Consider the following 24,748-nt stretch of genomic DNA (forward strand, 5'->3'; position numbering starts at 1 on the left):
TCACGATGCAGAACGGCGCAATGAAAGCCTGGCTGGACTCTTCTTTCCTCTCTGGTGCAAACCAAAGCTGGATCGAGCAGCTCTATGAAGACTTCTTAACCGACCCTGACTCAGTGGACGCTAACTGGCGTTCCATGTTCCAGCAGTTACCTGGAACGGGAGTCAAACCGGATCAATTTCATTCAAAAACACGTGATTATTTCCGTCGTCTGGCGAAGGATGCCTCACGTTACTCTTCCGCAATCTCCGACCCTGACACCAATGTAAAGCAGGTTAAAGTCCTGCAGCTGATCAACGCCTATCGTTTCCGTGGCCATCAGCATGCAAACCTCGATCCGCTGGGATTGTGGCAGCAGGATCGCGTGGCGGATTTAGATCCGTCTTACCACGATCTGACCGAGGCCGATTTCCAGGACAGCTATAACGTGGGCTCTTTCGCCATCGGCAAAGACACCATGAAGCTGGGCGAACTGCTGGAAGCGCTGAAGCAAACCTATTGCGGCTCCATCGGCGCGGAATACATGCACATCACCTCAACCGAAGAGAAACGCTGGATCCAACAGCGCATCGAGTCGGTTGCCGGTAAATCCACCTTTAATGCCGACGAGAAGAAACGCTTCCTCAGCGAACTGACCGCAGCAGAAGGGCTGGAGCGCTATCTTGGCGCCAAATTCCCGGGCGCAAAACGCTTCTCGCTGGAAGGCGGCGATGCGTTAGTACCGATGCTGAAAGAGCTGATTCGTCATGCGGGCGGCAGCGGCACCCGTGAAGTGGTGCTGGGTATGGCACACCGTGGCCGTCTGAACGTATTGATCAACGTGCTGGGTAAAAAGCCGCAGGATCTGTTCGACGAGTTTGCGGGCAAACATAAAGAACACCTCGGTACCGGTGACGTGAAGTACCATATGGGCTTCTCATCGGATATCGAAACCAAAGGCGGCCTGGTTCACATGGCGCTGGCGTTTAACCCGTCGCACCTTGAGATCGTAAGCCCGGTAGTTATCGGCTCGGTACGTGCACGACTGGATCGTCTGGACGAACCAAGCAGCAATAAAGTGCTGCCAATCACCATTCACGGTGATGCGGCGATCACCGGCCAGGGCGTGGTTCAGGAAACCCTGAACATGTCTAAAGCGCGCGGGTACGAAGTGGGCGGTACCGTTCGCATCGTGATCAACAACCAGGTGGGCTTTACTACCTCCAACCCTCTGGATGCGCGCTCTACGCCTTACTGCACCGACATCGGTAAGATGGTTCAGGCGCCGATTTTCCACGTGAATGCGGATGACCCGGAAGCGGTGGCGTTCGTTACGCGCCTGGCGTTGGACTTCCGTAATACCTTTAAGCGTGATGTGCTTATCGATCTGTTCTGCTATCGCCGTCATGGCCATAACGAAGCGGACGAGCCAAGTGCAACCCAGCCGCTGATGTACCAGAAGATCAAAAAGCACCCGACCCCGCGCAAAATCTATGCTGACAAGCTGGAAGCGGACAAGATCGTGACGCTGGAAGATGCGACCGAAATGGTCAATCTGTACCGCGATGCGCTGGATGCAGGCGAATGTGTGGTGAAAGAACTGCGTCCAATGAATATGCACTCCTTTACCTGGTCGCCGTACCTCAACCACGATTGGGATGAAAGTTACCCGAACAAGGTTGAAATGAAGCGCCTGCAGGAGCTGGCAAAACGCATCAGCACCGTACCTGACGCCATCGAAATGCAGTCCCGTGTGCAGAAAATCTACTCTGACCGTCAGTCGATGGCAGCAGGCGAGAAACTGTTCGACTGGGGCGGCGCAGAAAACCTGGCATACGCCACTCTGGTTGATGAAGGTATTCCGGTACGTCTGTCGGGCGAAGATGCGGGCCGCGGCACCTTCTTCCACCGTCATGCCGTGGTGCACAACCAGAGCAATGGTTCAACCTACACCCCGCTGCAGCACGTACATAACGGTCAGGGCCAGTTCAAGGTCTGGGACTCCGTGCTGTCTGAAGAAGCGGTACTGGCATTCGAATACGGTTACGCCACCGCAGAACCGCGCACCCTGACCATCTGGGAAGCGCAGTTCGGTGACTTCGCCAACGGTGCGCAGGTGGTTATCGATCAGTTCATCAGCTCCGGCGAGCAAAAGTGGGGCCGTATGTGTGGCCTGGCGATGCTGCTGCCGCACGGCTACGAAGGGCAGGGCCCGGAGCACTCCTCCGCGCGTCTGGAGCGTTATCTGCAGCTTTGCGCCGAGCAGAACATGCAGGTTTGTGTTCCATCTACCCCGGCACAGGTTTACCACATGCTGCGTCGTCAGGCGCTGCGCGGGATGCGTCGTCCGCTGGTGGTGATGTCACCGAAATCGCTGCTGCGTCATCCGCTGGCTGTGTCTACGCTTGATGAGCTGGCAAATGGCACCTTTATGCCTGCGATTGGTGAGATTGACGAACTGGATCCACAGGCTGTGAAACGTGTGGTGATGTGTTCTGGTAAGGTCTATTACGATCTGCTTGACCAGCGCCGCAAGAATGGCCAGAAAGATGTCGCGATCGTGCGTATCGAGCAGCTGTATCCGTTCCCGCATCAGGCGATGCAGGACGCATTAAAACCTTATGCTCACGTGCATGATTTTGTCTGGTGCCAGGAAGAGCCGCTCAACCAGGGCGCATGGTACTGCAGCCAGCATCATTTCCGTGAAGTGATTCCATTTGGGTCCGCTCTGCGTTATGCAGGTCGCCCGGCCTCTGCCTCTCCGGCGGTAGGATATATGTCCGTTCACCAGAAGCAGCAGCAAGATCTGGTCAATGACGCGCTGAACGTCGATTAATTAAAGGATAAATAATGAGTAGCGTAGATATTCTTGTTCCCGACCTGCCTGAGTCCGTTGCCGATGCAACCGTTGCGACCTGGCACAAAAAACCGGGCGATGTCGTCAAGCGTGACGAAGTGTTGGTAGAAATCGAAACTGACAAAGTGGTACTGGAAGTACCGGCTTCGGCGGATGGCATTCTGGATGCGGTACTGGAAGATGAAGGCACTACCGTGACCTCTCGTCAGATCCTCGGTCGCCTGCGTGAAGGTAACAGCGCAGGCAAAGAGTCCAGTGCTAAAACTGAAGAGAAAGCGTCTACGCCGGCCCAGCGCCAGCAGGCTTCTCTCGAAGAGCAGAACAACGATGCCCTGAGCCCGGCGATCCGTCGCCTGCTGGCAGAGCATAACCTCGACGCGGCGGCCATTAAAGGCACTGGTGTCGGTGGCCGTCTGACCCGTGAAGATGTGGAAAAACATCTGGCTAAAGCACCGGCGCAATCCGAAGCCAAAGCCCCGGCTGCAGCACCAGCCCCAGCGACTGCGCAGCCTGCACTGGGCGCACGTAGCGAAAAACGCGTCCCGATGACCCGTCTGCGCAAGCGTGTGGCTGAGCGTCTGCTGGAAGCGAAAAACTCCACCGCGATGCTGACTACTTTCAACGAAGTCAACATGAAGCCAATCATGGATCTGCGTAAGCAGTACGGTGACGCGTTTGAAAAACGTCACGGTATCCGTCTGGGCTTTATGTCCTTCTACGTGAAAGCGGTGGTTGAAGCGCTGAAACGCTATCCGGAAGTTAACGCCTCCATTGATGGCGAAGATGTTGTCTATCACAACTACTTCGACGTGAGCATGGCGGTGTCTACCCCGCGCGGTCTGGTGACCCCGGTTCTGCGTAATGTGGATACTCTGGGCATGGCCGACGTCGAGAAAGGCATTAAAGAACTGGCCCTGAAAGGCCGTGATGGCAAGCTGACCGTTGAAGACCTGACCGGCGGTAACTTCACCATTACCAACGGCGGCGTTTTCGGTTCGCTGATGTCTACCCCGATCATTAACCCACCGCAGAGCGCGATCCTGGGCATGCACGCCATCAAAGATCGTCCGATGGCGGTTGACGGTAAAGTAGAGATCCTGCCGATGATGTATCTGGCACTCTCTTACGATCACCGTCTGATCGACGGCCGTGAGTCTGTAGGCTTCCTGGTGGCGATTAAAGATCTGCTGGAAGATCCGACCCGTCTGCTGCTGGACGTCTAGTTTTAGTAGTCTTGCCCGGCGGCACTTTGCCAGCCGGGCCTATAAAAGCATGACCTAACGATTACCTGAAGGATGGATAGAACACATGAACTTACATGAATATCAGGCTAAACAGCTGTTTGCCAGGTCAGGCTTACCGGCTCCGGTGGGTTATGCCTGCAATACCCCACGTGAAGCAGAAGAAGCTGCATCTAAAATCGGTGCGGGTCCTTGGGTAGTGAAATGTCAGGTCCACGCTGGTGGCCGCGGTAAAGCAGGCGGCGTAAAAGTTGTTCATAGCAAAGAAGAGATCCGCACATTTGCTGAGCATTGGCTGGGCAAACGTCTGGTGACCTACCAAACAGACGCAAGCGGCCAGCCGGTTAACCAGATCCTGGTTGAAGCGGCGACCGACATTGCAAAAGAACTGTACCTCGGCGCAGTGGTAGACCGTAGCTCCCGTCGCGTGGTGTTTATGGCTTCTACCGAAGGCGGTGTGGAAATCGAAAAAGTGGCGGAAGAGACCCCGCACCTGATTCACAAAGTAGCAATCGATCCGCTGGCAGGCCCAATGCCTTACCAGGGACGCGAGCTGGCATTCAAACTCGGTCTGGAAGGCAAGCTGGTCCAGCAGTTCACCAAGATCTTCATGGGTCTGGCGAACATCTTCCTGGAGCGTGATCTGGCGCTGATCGAAATCAACCCGCTGGTGATCACCAAGCAGGGCGATCTGATCTGCCTCGACGGCAAACTGGGCGCTGACGGCAATGCGCTGTTCCGCCAGGCTGACCTGCGCGAAATGCGCGACCAGTCACAGGAAGATCCGCGTGAAGCGCAGGCTGCACAGTGGGAACTGAACTACGTTGCACTCGATGGCAACATCGGTTGCATGGTTAACGGTGCGGGCCTGGCAATGGGCACCATGGACATCGTTAAACTGCACGGCGGTGAGCCGGCAAACTTCCTTGACGTGGGCGGCGGCGCAACCAAAGAGCGCGTGACCGAAGCCTTCAAAATCATTCTCTCCGACGACAACGTGAAGGCCGTACTGGTTAACATCTTCGGCGGTATCGTACGTTGCGACCTGATCGCTGACGGTATCATCGGCGCGGTAGAAGAAGTGGGCGTTAACGTCCCGGTTGTGGTGCGTCTGGAAGGGAACAACGCTGAACTCGGCGCGAAAAAACTGGCTGACAGCGGCCTGAATATTATTGCAGCGAAAAGTCTGACGGATGCCGCTCAGCAGGTAGTTGCCGCAGTGGAGGGGAAATAATGTCCGTTTTAATTAATAAAGATACCAAGGTTATCTGCCAGGGCTTTACCGGCAGCCAGGGTTCATTCCACTCTGAGCAGGCGATTGCATACGGTACGCAGATGGTTGGCGGCGTTACCCCAGGCAAAGGCGGCACCACGCACCTGGGCCTGCCAGTATTCAACACCGTGCGTGAAGCAGTAGATGCAACAGGCGCAACCGCGACGGTTATCTACGTTCCGGCACCGTTCTGCAAAGACTCCATTCTGGAAGCGATCGACGCAGGCATCAAACTGATCATCACCATCACCGAAGGCATCCCGACGCTGGATATGCTGACTGTGAAAGTGAAGCTGGATGAAGCCGGCGTGCGCATGATTGGCCCGAACTGCCCAGGTGTGATCACCCCAGGCGAATGCAAAATCGGCATCATGCCGGGTCACATTCATAAGCCGGGCAAAGTGGGCATCGTCTCCCGCTCCGGTACGCTGACCTATGAAGCGGTTAAGCAGACCACCGACTACGGTTTCGGCCAGTCCACCTGTGTGGGCATCGGCGGCGACCCTATCCCGGGCTCTAACTTCATCGACATCCTTAAGCTGTTCCAGGAAGATCCGCAGACTGAAGCCATCGTGATGATCGGTGAAATCGGCGGTAGCGCAGAAGAAGAAGCGGCTGCATACATTAAAGATCACGTCACCAAGCCGGTTGTAGGCTATATCGCGGGTGTAACGGCGCCGAAAGGCAAACGTATGGGCCATGCGGGCGCCATCATCTCGGGCGGCAAAGGCACTGCGGATGAGAAATTCGCGGCGCTGGAAGCGGCAGGCGTGAAAACGGTTCGCAGCCTGGCGGATATCGGCGAAGCGCTGAAATCCATCATTAAGTAAATCCTCTCTGCTCCCCGTGCGGGGAGCTTTGACATAATAATGTCCGTTTCGACATGGTTGGCCATCGTAAGGTGGCCTTTTTTATTTTTTGTCGTCTAACAAAATGATAACAATGCGGTGTTAAATGCAGTGGAATTAAAAGTAAAATATTTGTTATTAAATTTTCGAATGTAAAGTGGCTTGATAGTTACTGCGGAGTTACTACGCTTAATGGTTTGCCAATTATTAAAATTCCTCGCCCACCTCACGTTAATTTAAATCACTTTTATTTATATTTCACAGCTGATTCAATAACTATTGGCCAATGGCGCCAACATAAAATTAACAAAAAAATCATCAGATTCACCATCAGGAAACACCTTTAACACCCCGGCTCGAGATTGATTTATATCAATATTTAATGCCTGGAAAAGGGCTCCAAAAGACGTTAAATTGTTCCCGATCAAACTGGTTGAAAAGTGATAAATTCGCTATAAGTTGATCACTGTCGTAAAACGTCAATCTCTTTCAATAAAAACCTGTTTATTGTAAGGGCTTTGCAGCGTAATATATTTGCGGGATCAATTTGAGTTTTAATTAACGCATCCGTAACCTTTCATCATGGCTTTTTCCTCCTGCGAAGATTAAGTAACGAAGAAAGGGTGCTGATAACTTTTGTATTGGGGCATGTGTGTGGATCCTTTCTAACGGGGTTCATTCTCGGAGTCTTCATGCGATGAGCAAGGAGTCATGATGTTAGATGTAGTCGAACTGTCGCGCTTACAGTTTGCCTTGACCGCGATGTACCACTTCCTTTTTGTGCCACTGACGCTCGGTATGGCGTTCCTGCTGGCCATCATGGAAACGGTGTACGTCCTTTCCGGCAAACAGATTTATAAAGATATGACCAAATTCTGGGGCAAGTTGTTTGGTATCAACTTCGCTCTGGGTGTGGCAACCGGCCTGACCATGGAGTTCCAGTTCGGGACTAACTGGTCATACTATTCCCACTACGTGGGGGATATCTTCGGTGCGCCGCTGGCCATTGAAGGTCTGATGGCCTTCTTCCTCGAATCCACCTTTGTAGGTCTGTTCTTCTTCGGCTGGGATCGTCTGAGTAAAGTCCAGCACATGGCCGTGACCTGGCTGGTCGCATTGGGCTCCAACCTGTCCGCACTGTGGATCCTGGTGGCCAACGGCTGGATGCAGAACCCGATCGCCTCTGACTTTAACTTTGAAACCATGCGTATGGAGATGGTCAGCTTCTCCGAGCTGGTGCTGAACCCGGTAGCGCAGGTGAAATTTGTTCACACTGTGGCTTCGGGCTATGTCTGTGGCGCGATGTTCGTGCTGGGCATCAGCGCCTACTACATGCTGCGTGGCCGTGACTTCGCCTTTGCAAAACGCTCCTTCGCCATCGCCGCGAGCTTTGGTATGGCAGCCATCCTCTCCGTTATCGTGCTGGGTGATGAATCCGGTTACGAAATGGGTGACGTGCAGAAAACCAAACTGGCCGCTATCGAAGCCGAATGGGAAACCCAACCGGCTCCGGCTGCGTTCACCCTGTTTGGTATTCCTGACCAGGATGCGCAGGAAAACCACTTCGCGATTCAGATCCCTTACGCGCTCGGCATCATTGCCACTCGCTCTGTGGATACGCCGGTTATCGGCCTGAAAGATCTGCTGGTGCAGCATGAAGAGCGTATCCGTAACGGGATGAAAGCCTATTCCCTGCTGGAGCAACTGCGCTCAGGTACCGCCGATCAGTCCGTTCGCGATCAGTTTAACGACGTGAAAAAAGACCTGGGTTACGGTCTGCTGTTGAAACGCTATACCCCGAACGTCTCTGACGCGACGGAAGCGCAAATTCAAATGGCAACCAAAGACTCGATTCCACGCGTGGCACCGCTGTACTTTGCCTTCCGTATCATGGTTGGCTGCGGCATCATCATGCTGTTGATCATTGGCGCCTCCTTCTGGTCGGTGATTCGTAACCGTATCGGTCAGCGTAAATGGCTGCTGCGAGCGGCGCTGTATGGTATGCCGTTACCGTGGATCGCCATCGAGTCCGGCTGGTTTGTTGCAGAGTATGGCCGTCAGCCATGGGCGATCGGTGAGGTACTGCCAACCGCGGTGGCGAACTCGTCTCTGACAGCCGGCGATCTGATTTTCTCGATGTTGCTGATTTGCGGTCTGTACACCCTGTTCCTGGTGGCTGAATTGTTCCTGATGTTCAAGTTCGCACGCCTTGGTCCAAGCAGCCTGAAAACCGGTCGCTACCACTACGAGCAGTCCACTGTGGCTTCTCAGCCGGCACGCTAAGACAGGAGTCGTCAAATGATCGATTATGAAGTATTGCGTTTTATCTGGTGGCTGCTGATCGGTATTCTGCTGATTGGTTTTGCGGTCACTGACGGTTTCGACATGGGGGTGGGCATGCTCACCCGCTTCCTCGGTCGTAATGACACCGAACGTCGAATTATGATTAACTCCATCGCCCCGCACTGGGACGGTAACCAGGTGTGGCTGATCACCGCCGGCGGCGCGCTGTTCGCAGCCTGGCCGATGGTCTACGCCGCAGCATTCTCTGGTTTCTACGTGGCAATGATCCTGGTGCTGGCAGCGTTGTTCTTCCGTCCGGTGGGCTTTGACTACCGCTCGAAAATCGAAGATCCGCGCTGGCGTAACATGTGGGACTGGGGCATCTTCATCGGCAGCTTCGTGCCGCCGCTGGTAATCGGTGTTGCGTTCGGCAACCTGCTGCAGGGTGTGCCGTTCCATCTCGATGAATATATGCGTCTGTACTACACCGGCAACTTCTTCCAGCTGCTGAACCCGTTCGGTCTGCTGGCAGGTATTGTCAGCGTAGGGATGATCCTGACCCAGGGCGCGACCTATCTGCAAATGCGTACCGTGGGCGAGCTTCATCTGCGCGCTCGTGCTGTTTCCCAGGTTGCGGCGCTGGTCACTATGGTGTGCTTCGCACTGGCTGGCGTTTGGGTGATGTTCGGTATCGATGGTTATGTGGTGACGTCGGCGATGAATCATGCTGCGCCGTCTAACCCGCTGACCAAAGAAGTGGCGCGTCAGGCTGGTGCCTGGATGGTGAACTTCAATAACATGCCAGCGCTGTGGGCGATCCCTGCACTGGGTGTTGTGCTGCCGCTGCTGACCTTGCTGACCTCCCGCATGGAAAAAGGCGCATGGGCGTTCGTCTTCTCTTCACTGACGCTGGCGTGCATCATCCTGACGTCCGGTATCGCGATGTTCCCGTTCGTGATGCCTTCCAGCACCATGATGAATGCGAGCCTGACGATGTGGGATGCCACTTCTAGCCAGTTAACGCTGAATCTGATGACGTATGTTGCGTGCGTATTCGTGCCAATCATTCTGCTTTACACCAGCTGGTGTTACTGGAAAATGTTCGGTCGAATCACGAAAGAACATATCGAAAGCAACACCCACTCTATGTATTAAGTAAGGAGCTGAATATGTGGTATTTCGCATGGATTTTAGGGACGCTTCTTGCTTGTGCATTTGGCATCATCACTGCCCTGGCGCTTGAGCACGTTGAAGCGGCCAAAGCAGGTGAAGAAAAACACTGATGAATATTATCGCAACGTTGTATGCGGTAATGGACAAGCGCCCGTTAAGGGCGCTTTCCTTAGTGATGGCTTTACTGCTGGCAGGCTGTATCTTCTGGGACCCGTCGCGTTTTGCGGCGAAGACCAGCGAGCTTGAAATCTGGCACGGCTTTCTCATGATGTGGGCGGTCTGTGCCGGGGTGATCCACGGCGTGGGTTTTCGTCCTAAAGCCGTTCACTGGCAGGGCATCTTCTGTCCGCTGATTGCCGATGTCATTCTGTTGGTTGGGTTGATCTTCTTCTTCAACTGAATAAGAATCATCCGTTAAAATTATGGGCTTACCCTGGCCCATAAATATTTACTCTCCGTTTACTTTCTCCCATTCCAAACCACCTTCCCCGCGCGTATAGTAACGACGTTTAAAAGCGCTAACTTTTGTTGGATGTAAAGTGAATACAACGCTGTTTCGATGGCCGGTACGTGTCTACTACGAAGATACGGACGCCGGTGGTGTGGTTTACCACGCCAGCTACGTTGCTTTTTATGAACGGGCACGCACTGAGATGCTGCGCCATCATCACTTCAGCCAGCAGGTTTTGTTGGCGGAACGCGTTGCCTTTGTGGTACGCAAGATGACGCTGGAGTATTTTGCACCTGCCAGACTCGACGATATGCTCGAAGTCCAAACAGAAATAACATCAATGCGCGGAACCTCACTGGTTTTCACGCAGCGGATCGTCAATGCAGAGAACACGGTACTGAACGAAGCTGAAGTCCTGATTGTCTGTGTTGATCCACTCATCATGAAGCCTCGTGCGCTTCCTAAGTCTATTGTCGCGGAGTTCAAGCAGTGACTGACATGAATATCCTTGATTTGTTCCTGAAGGCTAGCCTTCTGGTAAAACTTATCATGTTCATTTTGATTGGCTTTTCAATCGCATCCTGGGCCATCATCATCCAGAGAACCCGTATCCTCAATGCGGCAACCCGCGAAGCGGAAGCCTTTGAAGATAAGTTCTGGTCTGGTATCGAACTTTCTCGTTTGTACCAGGAGAGCCAGGGACGCCGTGAGAACCTCACCGGCTCCGAGCAAATGTTCTACAGCGGCTTTAAAGAGTTCGCCCGTTTGCATCGTGCTAACAACCATGCGCCGGAAGCGGTCGTTGAAGGTGCGGCGCGTGCGATGCGCATCTCAATGAACCGTGAGCTGGAAACACTGGAAACGCATATTCCTTTCCTCGGGACCGTGGGTTCCATCAGTCCGTATATCGGTCTGTTTGGTACGGTCTGGGGGATCATGCATGCCTTTATCGCACTGGGTGCGGTGAAACAGGCAACGCTGCAAATGGTGGCACCGGGTATCGCAGAAGCGCTGATCGCGACCGCTATCGGTCTGTTCGCCGCCATCCCAGCGGTTATGGCGTATAACCGCCTGAACCAGCGTGTGAACAAACTGGAACTGAATTACGACAACTTTATGGAAGAGTTCACCGCGATTCTGCACCGCCAGGCGTTTACCAGCACCGAGAGCAACAAGGGGTAAACCATGGCCAGACAGCGTGGACGGGGTCGTCGCGAACTAAAGTCCGAAATCAACATTGTACCGCTGCTGGACGTACTGCTGGTGTTGCTGCTGATCTTTATGGCTACAGCACCCATCATTACCCAGAGCGTTGAGGTTGATCTGCCGGATGCGACAGAATCTCAGGCCGTAAGCAGTAATGACAATCCGCCGGTAATCATTGAAGTTTCCGGAGTGGGGCAGTACAGCGTGGTGGTTGAAAAAGATCGTCTGGATCAACTGCCGCCGGAGCAGGTCGTAGCCGAAGCGCAACGACGTCTGCAGGCGGATCCGAAAACGGTCTTCTTGATCGGTGGTGCTAAAGATGTGCCTTACGATGAAATCATTAAAGCGCTGAACCTGTTGCATAGCGCAGGCGTCAAGTCAGTTGGCTTGATGACGCAGCCTATTTGATCATCTGCGTACACAACAGAGTTTTTGGGAACCCATAGTGTCAAAGGCAACCGAACAAAACGATAAGCTTAAACGGGCGATAATTGTCTCTGCCGTGCTGCATATCATTCTTTTTGCGGCACTGATCTGGAGTTCGTTCGATGAGCATATGGATGCTGCTGCGGGCGGAGGAGGCGGTTCATCCATCGATGCCGTGATGGTCGATCCCGGCGCGGTGGTGCAGAACTATAACCGTCAGCAACAGCAGCAGGCGAGTGCAAAACGTGCTGAAGAGCAACGCGAAAAACAGTCGCAACAGCAAGCGGAAGAACTGCGTGAAAAACAGGCCGCCGAGCAGGAGCGTCTGAAGGAGCTCGAGAAAGAGCGTTTGCAGGCGCAGGAAGCGGCCAAAGAGCAGGCGGAGCAGCAGAAACAGGCTGAGACCGCAGCGAAGCAAGCGCAGGAGCAGCAAAAGCAGGCGGAAGAAGCTGCAGCGAAAGCGGCAGCAGACGCAAAAGCGCAGGCTGATGCGCAGGCCAAGCAAGCAGCTGACGCTGCGAAGCAAGCCGCTGAAGCCGCCAAAAAAGCCGCCGCCGATGCGCAAAAAGTCGCGGAAGCCGCAGCAGCGAAAGCGGCAGCAGATGCGCAGAAGAAAGTAGAAGCAGAGGCCGCTAAAAAAGCCGCTGCTGACGCGCAGAAAAAAGCTGAAGCTGACGCGGCCAAAAAAGCCGCCCAGGACGCTGAGAAGAAAGCCACTGCCGAGGCGGCTAAGAAGGCCGCTGCAGCAGAAAAAGCCGCCGCTGACAAAGCTGCTGCCGAACAAGCCGCTGCTGATAAAAAAGCCGCGGCGGCAGAAAAAGCAGCAGCAGATAAAAAAGCGGCTGCAGCAGAAAAAGCCGCAGCTGATAAGAAAGCTGCTGCCGATAAGGCTGCTGCAGGTAAAGCCGCCGCAGCGAAGAAAGCGGCCTCTGATAAAGCGGCCGCGTCGGACGTTGACGACCTGTTCGGTGATTTAAGCTCAGGTAAGAATGCGCCGAAAGGGAGCAACAGCGGTAGCGCTGGTGGTAGTTCTCCTGCTAAAGGAAGTAAACCGGGGCAGGGTGGTGCATCTCAGGCTGAGATTGCTTCGTATATTTCGCAGGTACAGGCCGCCATTCGTGGACATCTGTACGACTGGGATAGCTTCCAGGGGAAAACCTGTACGTTACGCGTCAATCTGAGCGCGGATGGGACTATCCTTAGCGTCAAGCAAGAGGGTGGCGATCCGGCATTCTGTCAGCAGATGTTGTCTGCAACCAGCAGGATGACTAAGTTCCCGAAACCGCCTTCGCAGGCTGTGTTTGAAACGTTCAAAAACGCACCACTGGACTTCAAACCATAAGTTATATTTTCCCCGTGCGAACGGGGAAAAAGAGACCCGGCAGAGTCACAGAGTTCTGGTAGTTTTGTCGAATTGAGTTTGTTAACATTCTGCTAAATTATCGCGGGTAAGGTTACCCGGGTATGGGAGATATGATGAAGCAGGCATTACGTGTTGCAGTAAGTTTCCTTATGCTGTGGGCAGCCGTGCTGCACGCAGAAGTGCGCATTGAAATCACCCAAGGGGTGGACTCGGCGCGTCCGATTGGCGTGGTTCCGTTCCAGTGGGCAGGCCCTGGTGCAGCACCTGAAGACGTGGGGGGCATCGTTGCTGCCGACCTGCGTAACAGCGGTAAATTTAATCCGTTAGACCGTGCTCGTCTGCCACAGCAGCCGGGTACTGCCGCGGAGTTGCAGCCAGCAGCATGGTCTGCGCTGGGTATTGATGCCGTGGTCGTGGGTCAGGTGACCCCGAACCCGGACGGTGGTTATACCGTGGCTTACCAACTGGTAGACACCGGTGGCGCACCGGGTACCGTGCTGGCACAGAACAGCTACAAAGTGAACAAGCAGTGGCTGCGCTATGCGGGTCATACCGCCAGTGATGAAGTGTTCGAAAAGCTGACCAGCATTAAAGGCGCTTTCCGTACCCGTATCGCTTACGTCGTGCAGACCAACGGCGGTCAGTTCCCGTATGAACTGCGCGTATCTGACTACGATGGTTACAACCAGTTCACCGTGCACCGTTCACCACAGCCGCTGATGTCACCGGCCTGGTCTCCGGATGGCTCTAAACTGGCTTACGTTACCTTCGAAAGCGGTCGTTCTGCGCTGGTTATCCAGACGCTGGCGAATGGCGCAGTGCGTCAGGTGGCTTCATTCCCGCGTCACAACGGTGCCCCTGCGTTCTCGCCTGACGGTTCTAAACTGGCGTTTGCCCTGTCTAAAACCGGTAGCCTGAACCTGTACGTGATGGATATTGGCTCCGGCCAGATCCGCCAGGTCACTGACGGTCGCAGCAACAACACCGAACCTACCTGGTTCCCGGACAGCCAGAACCTGGCATTTACGTCTGACCAGGCTGGCCGTCCGCAGGTGTATAAAGTTAATGTTAACGGCGGTGCTCCGCAGCGTATCACCTGGGAAGGTTCACAGAACCAGGATGCAGACGTGAGTGCTGACGGTAAGTTTATGGTAATGGTCAGCTCGGCCGGTGGTCAGCAGCACATTGCTAAACAAGATCTGGGGGGTGGTGGCGTGCAAGTTTTATCGTCAACCTTCCTGGATGAAACGCCAAGTCTGGCACCTAACGGCACTATGGTTATCTACAGCTCTTCTCAGGGGATGGGATCCGTGCTGAATCTGGTTTCTACCGATGGGCGTTTCAAAGCGCGTATTCCGGCAACTGATGGACAGGTAAAATCACCTGCCTGGTCGCCGTACCTGTAATAATAATGAATTGAATAATAAAGGAATCATAGAAATGCAACTGAACAAAGTGCTGAAAGGGCTGATGATCGCTCTGCCTGTTATGGCAATCGCAGCGTGTTCTTCTAACAAGAACGCAAGCAACGACCAGAGCGGCGAAGGCATGATGGGTGCCGGCACCGGTATGGACGCTAACGCCAATGGCAATATGTCTTCTGAAGAGCAAGCGCGTCTTCAGATGCAACAGCTGCAGCAGAACAACATTGTTTACTTCGATCTGGACAAGTTCGACATCCGTTCTGATTTCGCTGCGATGCTGGATGCTCACGCTAACTTCCTGCGTAGCAACCCGTCTTACAAAGTGACCGTAGAAGGCCACGCGGACGAACGTGGTACCCCTGAGTACAACATTTCTCTGGGCGAGCGTCGTGCTAACGCAGTTAAAATGTACCTGCAGGGTAAAGGCGTTTCTGCTGACCAGATCTCCATCGTTTCTTACGGTAAAGAGAAACCAGCAGTTCTGGGCCACGACGAAGCGGCTTACTCTAAAAACCGTCGCGCTGTACTGGTTTACTAAGAGAATCGCATGAACAGTAACTTCAGACATCATCTTATGAGTCTGTCGTTACTGGTTGGTATAGCGGCCCCCTGGGCCGCTTTTGCTCAGGCACCAATCAGTAGTGTCGGCTCCGGCTCGGTCGAAGACCGCGTCACTCAACTTGAGCGTATTTCTAATGCTCACAGTCAGCTTTTAACCCAACTCCAGCAACAACTTTCTGATAACCAGACCGATATCGACTCTCTGCGCGGACAGATCCAGGAAAGTCAGTATCAGCTCAATCAGGTTGTGGAGCGTCAGAAGCAGATCATGCTGCAAATTGATAACCTGAATAATGGCGGCGCAGCAGCGCAACCGGCCGCAGGGGATCAAAGCGGAGCCGCCGGTGCGACGGCTACGCCTCCGGCTGACGCATCAGCCTCTACAGGCGCGCCTGTACAGAGCGGTGATGCGAATACTGACTACAACGCAGCTATTGCCCTGGTGCAGGATAAATCGCGCCAGGATGATGCAATAGCGGCGTTTCAGGCCTTCGTGAAGAAATACCCTGATTCAACCTATCAGCCCAATGCCAATTACTGGCTGGGACAGTTGAATTACAACAAGGGTAAAAAAGACGATGCGGCGTTTTATTTTGCCTCGGTGGTGAAAAATTACCCGAAATCGCCTAAAGCCCCTGACGCGATGTTTAAGGTCGGGGTGATCATGCAGGACAAAGGCGACACCGCGAAAGCGAAAGCCGTGTTCCAGCAGGTGGTCAGTAAGTTCCCAGGTACTGAAGGTGCAAAACAGGCGCAAAAACGTCTTTCTGCGATGGGATGATTGCCGGATGACCAGGAATCGTCTTTTTTCTGGTCTTGCCGCATAATTCCTAAGCAGTTAGGTGATCTTCCTCAAAATTTTAGTTGCGCTGAATTCTGAAATCAGTAATATATGCCGCCGTTGCCAAGGGATATCGAACAGCCCAAAAGCGGCAAAAATAGTGGGTCGTTAGCTCAGTTGGTAGAGCAGTTGACTTTTAATCAATTGGTCGCAGGTTCGAATCCTGCACGACCCACCACTAAAAGTTTCAAAGGGTGATTAGCTCAGTTGGTAGAGCACCTCCTTTACACGGAGGGGGTCGGCGGTTCGAGCCCGTCATCACCCACCATTGGGTCGTTAGCTCAGTTGGTAGAGCAGTTGACTTTTAATCAATTGGTCGCAGGTTCGAATCCTGCACGACCCACCAATTTTAATATCTGACTCAGGTATTAAGCGTGAAGGATAACGTTGCTTTAGCAACGGCCCGTAGGGCGAGGCGAAGCCGAGTCATCCTGCACGACCCACCAATCATTAGATTGGTACAGAGTAAAAATTTCAGGCGCACCCGAATGGGTCGTTAGCTCAGTTGGTAGAGCAGTTGACTTTTAATCAATTGGTCGCAGGTTCGAATCCTGCACGACCCACCAGCCTGAAAAGTAAAAGTAGTAAATCCCGAGAGGGGTCGTTAGCTCAGTTGGTAGAGCAGTTGACTTTTAATCAATTGGTCGCAGGTTCGAATCCTGCACGACCCACCAATTTAACATCGTATTCCGGTGTTAAATGTGAAGGATAGCGTTGCTTCAGCAACGACCCGAAGGGCGAGGCGAAGCCGAGTCATCCTGCACGACCCAGCAATGTAAAAAGGCGCCCTAAAGGCGCCTTTTTGCTATCTAACGTTCCTCAATCATCATGCCGACAAATGCTACCCGCACGCATTTGGTGTGACTTTTATCCTCAGATTCGCTATCTTGTTTAGTATATAAAACACAATTGCCATTACGTTGGTTTCCACCTAACAATAACGGCAAACTTGTTAAGCCAGTAAAACGAGAAGCCATAATGAGTGTGATGTTTGATCCTGAAGCCGCAATTTATCCCTTCCCGCCAAAGCCCGTTCCGCTGAATCACGACGAGAAGCAGTTCTACCGTGAGAAAATCAAGCGCTTACTTAAAGAGCGGGATGCGGTGATGGTGGCGCATTACTACACCGATCCCGAGATTCAGCAGCTGGCGGAAGAGACCGGCGGCTGTATTTCCGATTCACTGGAAATGGCGCGTTTTGGTGCGCGGCATCCGGCGTCGACGCTGTTGGTCGCCGGGGTGCGATTTATGGGCGAGACGGCAAAAATCCTCAGCCCGGAAAAAACCATACTTATGCCAACCCTGAATGCGGAGTGTTCTCTCGATCTGGGCTGCCCTATTGACGAGTTCACCGCCTTCTGCGATGCGCACCCTGACAGAACGGTAGTGGTGTATGCCAACACTTCGGCGGCAGTTAAAGCGCGCGCCGACTGGGTTGTCACCTCGAGCATCGCCGTCGAGCTGATTGAACATCTCGACAGCCTGGGCGAGAAAATCATCTGGGCCCCGGACAAACATCTGGGCAACTATGTTCAGAAGCAAACTGGTGCGGATATTCTATGCTGGCAGGGCGCTTGTATCGTGCATGACGAATTCAAAACTCAGGCGCTGGAGCGGATGAAAGGGCTCTACCCGGAGGCGGCGATTCTGGTGCACCCTGAATCGCCACAGTCGATCGTCAACATGGCCGATGCGGTAGGTTCAACAAGCCAGCTGATCAATGCGGCGAAAAGGTTGCCCCAGCGTCAGCTCATCGTTGCTACCGATCGCGGGATCTTCTATAAGATGCAGCAGGCGGTGCCAGACAAAGAGCTGCTGGAGGCACCTACCGCAGGCGAGGGTGCCACCTGCCGCAGCTGTGCGCATTGCCCGTGGATGGCCATGAACGGTCTTAAAGCCATTGCTGAGGGGCTGGAGTCAGGCGGCGTAGCGCATGAGATACAGGTCGATGCCGCGCTGCGGGAAGGGGCGTTAATTCCGCTTAACCGGATGCTGGATTTTGCGGCTACACTACGTCCTTAAGCAATGGTCCTTAAGCAACGCTAAAGCGTAACGTTACGCAAAGGAGAAGAGATGGATTTTTTTAGCACGCAAAACATTCTGGTCCATATACCGATTGGCGCTGGCGGCTATGATTTGTCATGGATTGAAGCCGTTGGGACGATAGCGGGTCTGCTCTGCATCTGGCTGGCCAGCCTGGAGAAGATCGTCAACTACGCGTTTGGCCTGGTCAACGTTACGCTGTTTGCCATTATCTTCTTCCAAATCCAGCTGTATGCCAGCTTGCTGCTGCAGCTGTTCTTCTTTGTCGCCAATATCTATGGCTGGTACGCCTGGTCGCGGCAGAACAGCCAGCAGGAAGCAGAACTGCAGATCCGCTGGCTACCCTTGCCAAAGGCGATGGCCTGGCTGGCGGCCTGCGTGGTGGCTATTGGCCTGATGACCGTCTTTATCAACCCGGTGTTTGCGTTCCTGACGCGGGTGGCGGTCACGGTGATGACCAGTCTCGGGCTAAATGTCACGATGCCACAGCTACAGCCTGATGCCTTCCCGTTCTGGGATTCCTGCATGATGGTGCTGTCCATTGCGGCGATGATCCTGATGACCCGCAAGTACGTCGAAAACTGGCTGTTGTGGGTGATCATCAACGTCATCAGCGTGGTGATCTTCGCCCGGCAGGGTGTCTACGCCATGTCGCTGGAGTACCTGATCCTCACCTTTATCGCCCTGAACGGCAGCCGGATGTGGATTAACAGCGCACGGGAACGGGGTTCTCACGCGCTGTCCAGCTAATGGTGATGATGGTGTGCATGACCGGCCTGCGCCTCGTTGAGGTGGCAGTCCGGTCCCTGACAGGCGGTGTATTCCATCTGGATGGTGACATGCGAAATGGCGTAGTTGTGCTCAAGAAAGTGCTGGATACGCCCCAGCAACGCATCATGATCGTGCGGCGGGATCACCTGCACATGCAGGGTCATCACCGGTTTTTCCCCAACCATCCAGACGTGAACATGATGCACGTCGCGTACTTCAGGAATAGAGCGATTCAAATTGCGCGTCAACGCCGCAATATCAAGCGAGGCAGGCGCACCTTCCAGAAGCTCATTGACGCTCTCCTGCAGCAACCGCCAGGCGCTGCGTAACACCAGACACGAGACCAGCACCGAAAGAATCGGGTCTACCGGCGTCCAGCCCGTCCAGAGGATCACCAGTGCCGCGACAATCGCCCCCACTGAACCCAGCAGGTCCCCGAGTACATGCAATGCCGCGGCACGCACGTTAAGGTTTTTCTCTTCACTGCCCCGGTGCAAAATCCAGAACGCCACGATATTCGCTATCAGTCCAGCAACGGCTACCACCATCATGGTGGCACCGGCGACCGGCTGCGGTTCCATGAAACGCTGAATCGCCTCCCAGACGATAAAAATCGTGATGACGACCAGCGCAATGGCGTTAACGAAGGCGGCCAGGGTGGTCAGGCGCAGCCAGCCAAACGTGCGGCCCCCGCTCGGGGGTTTGCGGGCAAAAATCACCGCCAGCAGGGCAAAAAGGAGTGCAGCCGCATCCGTCAGCATGTGACCGGCGTCGGCCAGCAGCGCCAGTGAACCAGAAACCAGTCCGCCAATGACCTCGATAACCATAAAGGAGGCGGTGATGCCGAACGCCAACATTAGCCGTTTAGCATTTTGATCCTGTGAAGACGGCTCGTGAGAGTGGGTGTGCGCCATGAAAAATGTCCCGATTCATTATTGTTGTAAGTGTAGAGTTTTTAACATTTTGCACAAAAAATAAAGGAGAGCCAGCGCTCTCCTCTTTTATACATTCATCGTTAATTACTGCGTGGTGCCATCCGTTTTACGTTCGGCATCGTTGCTGTTGTTATCGACTTTATTGTTCATGTCAGGACATTTACCGTCCTTACACATCGAGTTTTTATGCACTTCATCTTTATCTTTGGTCATGCCGTCATGATTATCCATGGTTGAGCTGGTGCCATTCGGATGAAGCATCGTCCCGCCGGTGCTGCTGTTGCCGGTATTGATCTGGTTGTTATCAACATTGTTAGGGGCAATGTTCTCATGTGCGCCAGGTGCAACTGCCCCGGCATCTGCGGCGGCATTGGCCTGACCGTTGCCGTTTGCAGATCCTTGCGCTTGATCGGCCGCCAGTGCCGCACCGCTTGCGAGAGTAAGGGTTGCGGTCAGGAAAAGGGTAGTGAGTTTAGTCATTTTCATCATGCTGCTCCTGTTCTGGTCATTATGTGCTGGATAACGTCTTTCCACAGTGCATATGCGAAATCGAGATACCGCTCAGTGGTCAAAGATGCCAGGATCCAAACTTAGGTCAGTATGGAATCGCGATAAAATTAATAAATGCAGTGTATACAGTTAAAAAGTTTAGGGTGGATCTCGTTTTTCGCTACTTTGTGGCGTTTTTTAAGTGAATTCCAGGATTTATCTGCCTGTAGTGTAAAAGGGCGTTTACACTTCCTGACTGAGCAGTTAGATTGAAAGCATTGCATTCAACTATAAAAGTATGGCAACGCTGGAAAGAACATGAATTATCAGAATGACGATTTACGTATTAAAGAGATCAATGAGTTATTACCGCCTGTCGCGCTCCTGGAGAAGTTTCCCGCCACCGAAAATGCTGCTAACACCGTGTCCCATGCCCGTAAAGCGATCCACAAGATCCTGAAAGGTAATGACGATCGTTTGTTGGTGGTGATCGGTCCGTGCTCAATTCACGATCCTGTTGCGGCCAAAGAGTACGCGACGCGCCTGCTGACGCTACGTGAGGCGCTGAAGGATGAGCTGGAAATCGTCATGCGCGTCTACTTTGAAAAGCCGCGTACCACCGTGGGTTGGAAAGGGCTGATTAATGATCCGCATATGGATAACAGCTTCCAGATCAACGATGGCCTGCGTATCGCGCGTAAGCTGCTGCTGGATATTAACGACAGCGGCCTGCCAGCGGCGGGTGAGTTCCTTGATATGATCACGCCACAGTACATGGCGGACCTGATGAGCTGGGGCGCTATTGGTGCGCGTACCACCGAATCCCAGGTACACCGCGAGCTGGCATCCGGCCTTTCCTGTCCGGTTGGCTTTAAAAACGGCACCGACGGCACCATCAAAGTGGCTATCGATGCTATCAATGCCGCCGGTGCGCCACACTGCTTCCTCTCGGTGACCAAATGGGGTCACTCCGCGATTGTGAACACCAGCGGAAATGGCGATTGCCATATCATTCTGCGCGGCGGTAAAGAGCCGAATTACAGCGCGGCGCACGTTGCTGAAGTGAAGACCGGGCTGGACAACGCCGGTCTGGCAGCCCAGGTGATGATCGATTTCAGCCATGCCAACTCCAGCAAGCAGTACAAAAAGCAGATGGACGTTGGTGCTGACGTTTGCCAGCAGATTGCGGGCGGCGAAAAGGCGATTATTGGCGTGATGATCGAAAGCCATCTGGTGGAAGGTAATCAGAATCTGGAAGGCAGCGAGCCGCTGGTTTACGGTAAAAGCGTGACCGATGCCTGCATCGGTTGGGAAGATACTGAAACGGTATTGCGCCAGCTGGCGAACGCGGTAAAAGCCCGTCGCGGCTAAAAAAATGCCGGAGATTATCCGGCATTCAAAACGTAAGGCCCGGTCATCGCGACCGGGCTTTTTTTATTACTTGGCTTTGCCCTGGTTCGCAACGGCCGCAGCTTTCGCTGCGATTTCGTCTGCGTTACCCAGATAGTAGCGTTTGATTGGGTTGAAGTTTTCGTCGAACTCATACACCAGCGGCACGCCGGTTGGGATGTTCAGCTCGAGGATCTCGTCTTCGCCCATCTTATCCAGGTATTTCACCAGCGCACGCAGGGAGTTACCGTGAGCGGCGATGATCACGCGCTCACCGCTTTTCAGGCGTGGCAGAATGGTTTCGTCCCAGTAAGGCACAACGCGGTCGATGGTCAGCGCCAGGCTCTCAGTGGTTGGCAGCTCTGCATCAGTCAGTGATGCGTAACGCGGATCGTGGCCCGGGAAGCGCTCGTCATCTTTGGTCAGCTCTGGTGGGGTGATTGCAAAACCACGACGCCACTGCTTAACCTGCTCGTCACCGTATTTCTCAGCGGTTTCGGCTTTGTTCAGACCCTGCAGCGCACCGTAGTGACGCTCGTTCAGTTTCCAGGATTTCTCAACCGGCAGCCAGGCCTGATCCAGTTCGTCAAGAACGTTCCACAGGGTGTGGATGGCACGTTTCAGCACGGAGGTATAAGCAAAGTCGAAGCTGAAGCCTTCCTCTTTCAGCAGTTTGCCTGCTGCTTTCGCTTCACCAACGCCTTTCTCGGACAGGTCAACATCATACCAACCGGTAAAACGGTTTTCGTTGTTCCACTGGCTTTCGCCATGACGCACCAGAACCAGCTTAGTTACAGCCATATCTTACTCCTCCGAATCAAGCATTATTTGAATGATAACAATTCTCATTATATTGCCGCAGCTGTGCCGCGGGCAACGCTTAACCCTAACCATAGCGAAAATAGTCCCGCAGTGTAAGATGCTTGTGAATGAGGGGTTGTGATTTTGTCCGTGAATGGCGCTATTTTCAGCAAGATGGGTAAAAAAAACCCTCCTTGCGGAGGGCTGCATTTTATTGCGCAATAAAGTGGTATTCGGTGACGCTCAGGTACGCCTCACCCGGGCGCAATACGCAGTCCGGCTGCGGCCACTCAGCATGGTTAGGGCTATCCGGTAAAAACTCGCTTTCCAGTGCCAGGCCCTGCCAGTCACTGTATTCCCCTTGCTCACGCGCCGGGGTGCCGCCGAGGTAGTTACCCGAATAAAATTGCAGGGCCGGAGCCGTGGTGTACACGGTCATCTGCAGCTGGTTATCGGCCGACCACAGATGCGCTGCAGGCTGACTGACGTCGCCCTGCGCGTCGAGCAGGAAAGCATGATCGTAACCTTTGACTTTGCGCTGATCGTCATCGGCCAGGAAATCTTGCGCGATGACTTTAGCGGTGCGGAAATCAAAGCTGGTATCCGCCACCGGTTTCAGACCGTCCTGCGGGATCCCCATCTCATCGACGGGCAGATACGTTTGCGCCAGTAGCTGCAGCTGGTGATTGCGCACGTCGCTGCAGTCGCCGTCGAGGTTGAAGTAGGCGTGGTTAGTCAGGTTGACCGGGCAGGGCTTGTCCACCGTGGCGCGGTACTCAATGGCGATACGGTTGTCGTCGGTTAAACGATACTGCACGCTTACCGCGCAGTTGCCCGGGTAGCCCTGATCGCCGTCGGGGGAGTCGAGTGCCAGTAGCGCTTCGGCATTGTTTTGCTGCACGATCCGCCAGCGGCGTTTATCAAAGCCGTCCGGCCCGCCGTGCAGTTGGTTTTCGCCCTGACTTGGCAGCAGGGCGTAGCGCGCGCCGTCCAGCTCGAAGCCGCTTTTGGCGATCCGGTTGGCGTAGCGACCTACCGAGGCCCCCAGGAATGCCGTTTGCTCAACGTACTGTTCCGGAGAGGCGCAGCCGAGCAGCGTTTCGCGCACGCTGCCGTCACTCATCGGGACGCGCGCGGAAAGTAGCGTCGCGCCCCAGTCCATCACCGTAACCACCATCCCTGCGCTGTTGCGCAGGGTTAACAGGCGATACGGCAGGCCATCCGGGGCGAGGGTGGGGGTTTCTCTTAGCACTGGCCCGCTCCTTGTGAGGCATTGCAGACGTAGAACGTCTCTTTGATGCCGGTTTTGGCTTCGTACTGCTGTTCAACGGCTTGCTGAACCACTGGAACTAACGCGTCTGGCACCAGCGCGACGATGCAGCCGCCAAAGCCGCCGCCGGTCATGCGCACGCCACCTTGATCGCCAATCGCGGCTTTCACAATCTCTACCAGCGTGTCGATCTGCGGCACGGTGATTTCGAAGTCATCCCGCATTGAAGCATGAGACTGCGCCATCAGCTCGCCCATACGCAGCAGGTCGCCTTTTTCCAGCGCTGTAGCCGCTTCAACGGTACGGGCGTTCTCGGTCAGGACGTGACGCACGCGTTTTGCCACCACCGGATCCAGCTCATGGGCGACTTTGTTGAACTCATTGAGCGACACATCGCGCAGGGCGGACTGCTGGAAGAAGCGCGCCCCAGTTTCGCACTGCTCGCGGCGGGTGTTGTACTCACTGCCCACCAGCGTGCGTTTGAAATTACTGTTGATAATAATGACCGCGGCACCTTTTGGCAGGCTGACCGCTTTTGTGCCCAGTGAACGGCAGTCGATCAGCAGCGCATGGCCTTTTTTGCCGAGTGCGGAGATCAGCTGATCCATAATGCCGCAGTTGCAGCCGACGAACTGGTTTTCTGCTTCCTGGCCATTCAGGGCGATTTGCGCCCCGTCCAGCGGCAGATGATACAGCTGCTGGAAGACGGTGCCGACCGCCACTTCCAGCGAGGCGGACGAGCTTAAACCTGCGCCCTGCGGGACGTTACCGCTGATCACCAGATCCGCGCCGCCGAAGTTTTTGTTCCGTTTTTGCAGGTGCTTCACCACGCCGCGCACGTAGTTTGACCACTGCTGGGTGTCGTGGGCAACAATCGGTGCATCCAGCGAAAATTCATCGATCTGGTTGTCGTAATCGGCGGCGATCACGCGCACTTTTCGATCATCACGTTTGGCACAGCTGATCACCGTCTGGTAATCAATGGCACAGGGCAGGACAAAACCGTCGTTGTAGTCGGTGTGTTCCCCGATCAAGTTCACGCGGCCAGGGGCCTGAATGGCGTGGGTGGCAGGGTAGCCGAACGTTTCAGCAAACAGGGCGTGGGTTTTATCTTTCAGACTCATTG

Annotated in this window: 23 protein-coding genes and 5 tRNA genes; 23 read left to right on the forward strand and 5 right to left on the reverse strand. The window is 54.2% G+C overall.

Translation table 11 applies throughout. The features are described from left to right. Positions 1–5 precede the first annotated feature (5 nt). The 22 genes from sucA (at position 6) to pnuC (ending at position 18,717) form a co-directional block, all read left to right on the forward strand. The gene (gene sucA / locus M8013_RS18165) at positions 6–2,813 is read left to right on the forward strand and encodes a 2-oxoglutarate dehydrogenase E1 component (RefSeq protein ID WP_271269188.1); all 2,808 of its coding nucleotides are present in this window, start codon (positions 6–8) and stop codon (positions 2,811–2,813) included. 14 nt (positions 2,814–2,827) lie between these two features. After that, a complete protein-coding gene (gene odhB, locus M8013_RS18170; protein ID WP_271269189.1) occupies positions 2,828–4,057 on the forward strand; it encodes a 2-oxoglutarate dehydrogenase complex dihydrolipoyllysine-residue succinyltransferase in 1,230 nt (409 codons plus the stop codon). A gap of 85 nt (positions 4,058–4,142) precedes the next feature. Continuing rightward, a complete protein-coding gene (sucC, locus tag M8013_RS18175; RefSeq protein ID WP_271269190.1) occupies positions 4,143–5,309 on the forward strand; it encodes an ADP-forming succinate--CoA ligase subunit beta in 1,167 nt (388 codons plus the stop codon). After that, positions 5,309–6,178, forward strand: a complete 870-nt coding sequence (gene sucD / locus M8013_RS18180) for a succinate--CoA ligase subunit alpha (protein WP_271269191.1) — start codon at positions 5,309–5,311, stop codon at positions 6,176–6,178. Before sucC ends, sucD begins: the two co-directional genes overlap by 1 nt. Positions 6,179–6,910: 732 nt before the next feature. After that, complete coding sequence (gene cydA / locus M8013_RS18185) at positions 6,911–8,479, forward strand: cytochrome ubiquinol oxidase subunit I (protein WP_271270152.1); 1,569 nt, start codon at positions 6,911–6,913, stop codon at positions 8,477–8,479. A 15-nt stretch (positions 8,480–8,494) separates the two neighbouring features. Then, complete coding sequence (gene cydB / locus M8013_RS18190) at positions 8,495–9,634, forward strand: cytochrome d ubiquinol oxidase subunit II (RefSeq protein ID WP_271269192.1); 1,140 nt, start codon at positions 8,495–8,497, stop codon at positions 9,632–9,634. A 14-nt stretch (positions 9,635–9,648) separates the two neighbouring features. Further along, complete coding sequence (gene cydX, locus M8013_RS18195) at positions 9,649–9,762, forward strand: cytochrome bd-I oxidase subunit CydX (protein ID WP_271269193.1); 114 nt, start codon at positions 9,649–9,651, stop codon at positions 9,760–9,762. After that, complete coding sequence (ybgE, locus tag M8013_RS18200) at positions 9,762–10,052, forward strand: cyd operon protein YbgE (protein ID WP_271269194.1); 291 nt, start codon at positions 9,762–9,764, stop codon at positions 10,050–10,052. The genes cydX and ybgE overlap by 1 nt, the downstream gene beginning before the upstream one ends. Positions 10,053–10,191: 139 nt before the next feature. Continuing rightward, positions 10,192–10,596, forward strand: coding sequence for a tol-pal system-associated acyl-CoA thioesterase (gene ybgC, locus M8013_RS18205; protein WP_032617092.1), 405 nt, complete (start codon positions 10,192–10,194; stop codon positions 10,594–10,596). Next, entirely contained in the window at positions 10,593–11,285 is a 693-nt protein-coding gene (gene tolQ / locus M8013_RS18210) for a Tol-Pal system protein TolQ (protein ID WP_271269195.1), read from the forward strand. The genes ybgC and tolQ overlap by 4 nt, the downstream gene beginning before the upstream one ends. Before the next feature lie 3 nt (positions 11,286–11,288). Continuing rightward, a complete protein-coding gene (gene tolR, locus M8013_RS18215) occupies positions 11,289–11,717 on the forward strand; it encodes a colicin uptake protein TolR (protein WP_271269196.1) in 429 nt (142 codons plus the stop codon). Positions 11,718–11,754: 37 nt separating this feature from the next. Beyond that, positions 11,755–13,077 (forward strand): cell envelope integrity protein TolA, encoded by a 1,323-nt coding sequence (gene tolA / locus M8013_RS18220; RefSeq protein ID WP_271269197.1) that lies wholly within the window; start codon positions 11,755–11,757, stop codon positions 13,075–13,077. 134 nt (positions 13,078–13,211) lie between these two features. Beyond that, positions 13,212–14,504, forward strand: a complete 1,293-nt coding sequence (tolB, locus tag M8013_RS18225) for a Tol-Pal system beta propeller repeat protein TolB (RefSeq protein WP_271270153.1) — start codon at positions 13,212–13,214, stop codon at positions 14,502–14,504. Positions 14,505–14,538: 34 nt separating this feature from the next. Then, entirely contained in the window at positions 14,539–15,060 is a 522-nt protein-coding gene (gene pal, locus M8013_RS18230; protein WP_106992384.1) for a peptidoglycan-associated lipoprotein Pal, read from the forward strand. A gap of 9 nt (positions 15,061–15,069) precedes the next feature. Beyond that, entirely contained in the window at positions 15,070–15,864 is a 795-nt protein-coding gene (gene cpoB / locus M8013_RS18235; RefSeq protein ID WP_271269198.1) for a cell division protein CpoB, read from the forward strand. A 162-nt stretch (positions 15,865–16,026) separates the two neighbouring features. After that, a tRNA-Lys gene (locus tag M8013_RS18240) sits at positions 16,027–16,102 on the forward strand. Between the two features lie 14 nt (positions 16,103–16,116). Beyond that, positions 16,117–16,192: transfer RNA gene (locus M8013_RS18245), tRNA-Val, on the forward strand. A gap of 2 nt (positions 16,193–16,194) precedes the next feature. Further along, a tRNA-Lys gene (locus M8013_RS18250) sits at positions 16,195–16,270 on the forward strand. A gap of 144 nt (positions 16,271–16,414) precedes the next feature. Continuing rightward, positions 16,415–16,490, forward strand: a tRNA-Lys gene (locus tag M8013_RS18255). 32 nt (positions 16,491–16,522) lie between these two features. Further along, positions 16,523–16,598, forward strand: a tRNA-Lys gene (locus M8013_RS18260). 304 nt (positions 16,599–16,902) lie between these two features. After that, positions 16,903–17,946 carry a quinolinate synthase NadA gene (nadA, locus tag M8013_RS18265; protein WP_271269199.1) on the forward strand — a complete coding sequence of 348 codons (1,044 nt, stop codon included), beginning with the start codon at positions 16,903–16,905 and terminating at the stop codon, positions 17,944–17,946. A gap of 51 nt (positions 17,947–17,997) precedes the next feature. Further along, positions 17,998–18,717 carry a nicotinamide riboside transporter PnuC gene (pnuC, locus tag M8013_RS18270; RefSeq protein WP_271269200.1) on the forward strand — a complete coding sequence of 240 codons (720 nt, stop codon included), beginning with the start codon at positions 17,998–18,000 and terminating at the stop codon, positions 18,715–18,717. On the opposite strand, the gene zitB is transcribed toward pnuC, so the two are convergent. Together zitB and M8013_RS18280 are read right to left on the reverse strand one after the other, a co-directional pair. Then, positions 18,714–19,652, reverse strand: a complete 939-nt coding sequence (gene zitB, locus M8013_RS18275; RefSeq protein WP_271269201.1) for a CDF family zinc transporter ZitB — start codon at positions 19,650–19,652, stop codon at positions 18,714–18,716. The two genes, pnuC and zitB, sit on opposite strands and share 4 nt — an antisense overlap. A gap of 105 nt (positions 19,653–19,757) precedes the next feature. Further along, entirely contained in the window at positions 19,758–20,159 is a 402-nt protein-coding gene (locus tag M8013_RS18280) for a protein YbgS (protein WP_271270154.1), read from the reverse strand. Between the two features lie 321 nt (positions 20,160–20,480). On the opposite strand from M8013_RS18280, the gene aroG reads away from it, so the two are divergent. Further along, positions 20,481–21,533: a 3-deoxy-7-phosphoheptulonate synthase AroG gene (aroG, locus tag M8013_RS18285; protein ID WP_271269202.1), complete on the forward strand. Its 1,053-nt coding sequence runs from the start codon at positions 20,481–20,483 to the stop codon at positions 21,531–21,533. Between the two features lie 66 nt (positions 21,534–21,599). Here aroG and gpmA read toward each other — a convergent pair whose 3' ends face one another. The 3 genes from gpmA to galK all read right to left on the reverse strand — a co-directional run bounded on the left by gpmA (position 21,600) and on the right by galK (position 24,746). After that, positions 21,600–22,352, reverse strand: a complete 753-nt coding sequence (gene gpmA / locus M8013_RS18290; RefSeq protein ID WP_271269203.1) for a 2,3-diphosphoglycerate-dependent phosphoglycerate mutase — start codon at positions 22,350–22,352, stop codon at positions 21,600–21,602. 211 nt (positions 22,353–22,563) lie between these two features. After that, positions 22,564–23,604 carry a galactose-1-epimerase gene (galM, locus tag M8013_RS18295; protein WP_271269204.1) on the reverse strand — a complete coding sequence of 347 codons (1,041 nt, stop codon included), beginning with the start codon at positions 23,602–23,604 and terminating at the stop codon, positions 22,564–22,566. Then, positions 23,598–24,746, reverse strand: a complete 1,149-nt coding sequence (gene galK, locus M8013_RS18300; protein ID WP_271269205.1) for a galactokinase — start codon at positions 24,744–24,746, stop codon at positions 23,598–23,600. Before galK ends, galM begins: the two co-directional genes overlap by 7 nt. Positions 24,747–24,748: the final 2 nt, after the last annotated feature.

Source organism: Silvania confinis, assembly GCF_025564085.1.
Taxonomy (GTDB): domain Bacteria; phylum Pseudomonadota; class Gammaproteobacteria; order Enterobacterales; family Enterobacteriaceae; genus Enterobacter; species Enterobacter confinis.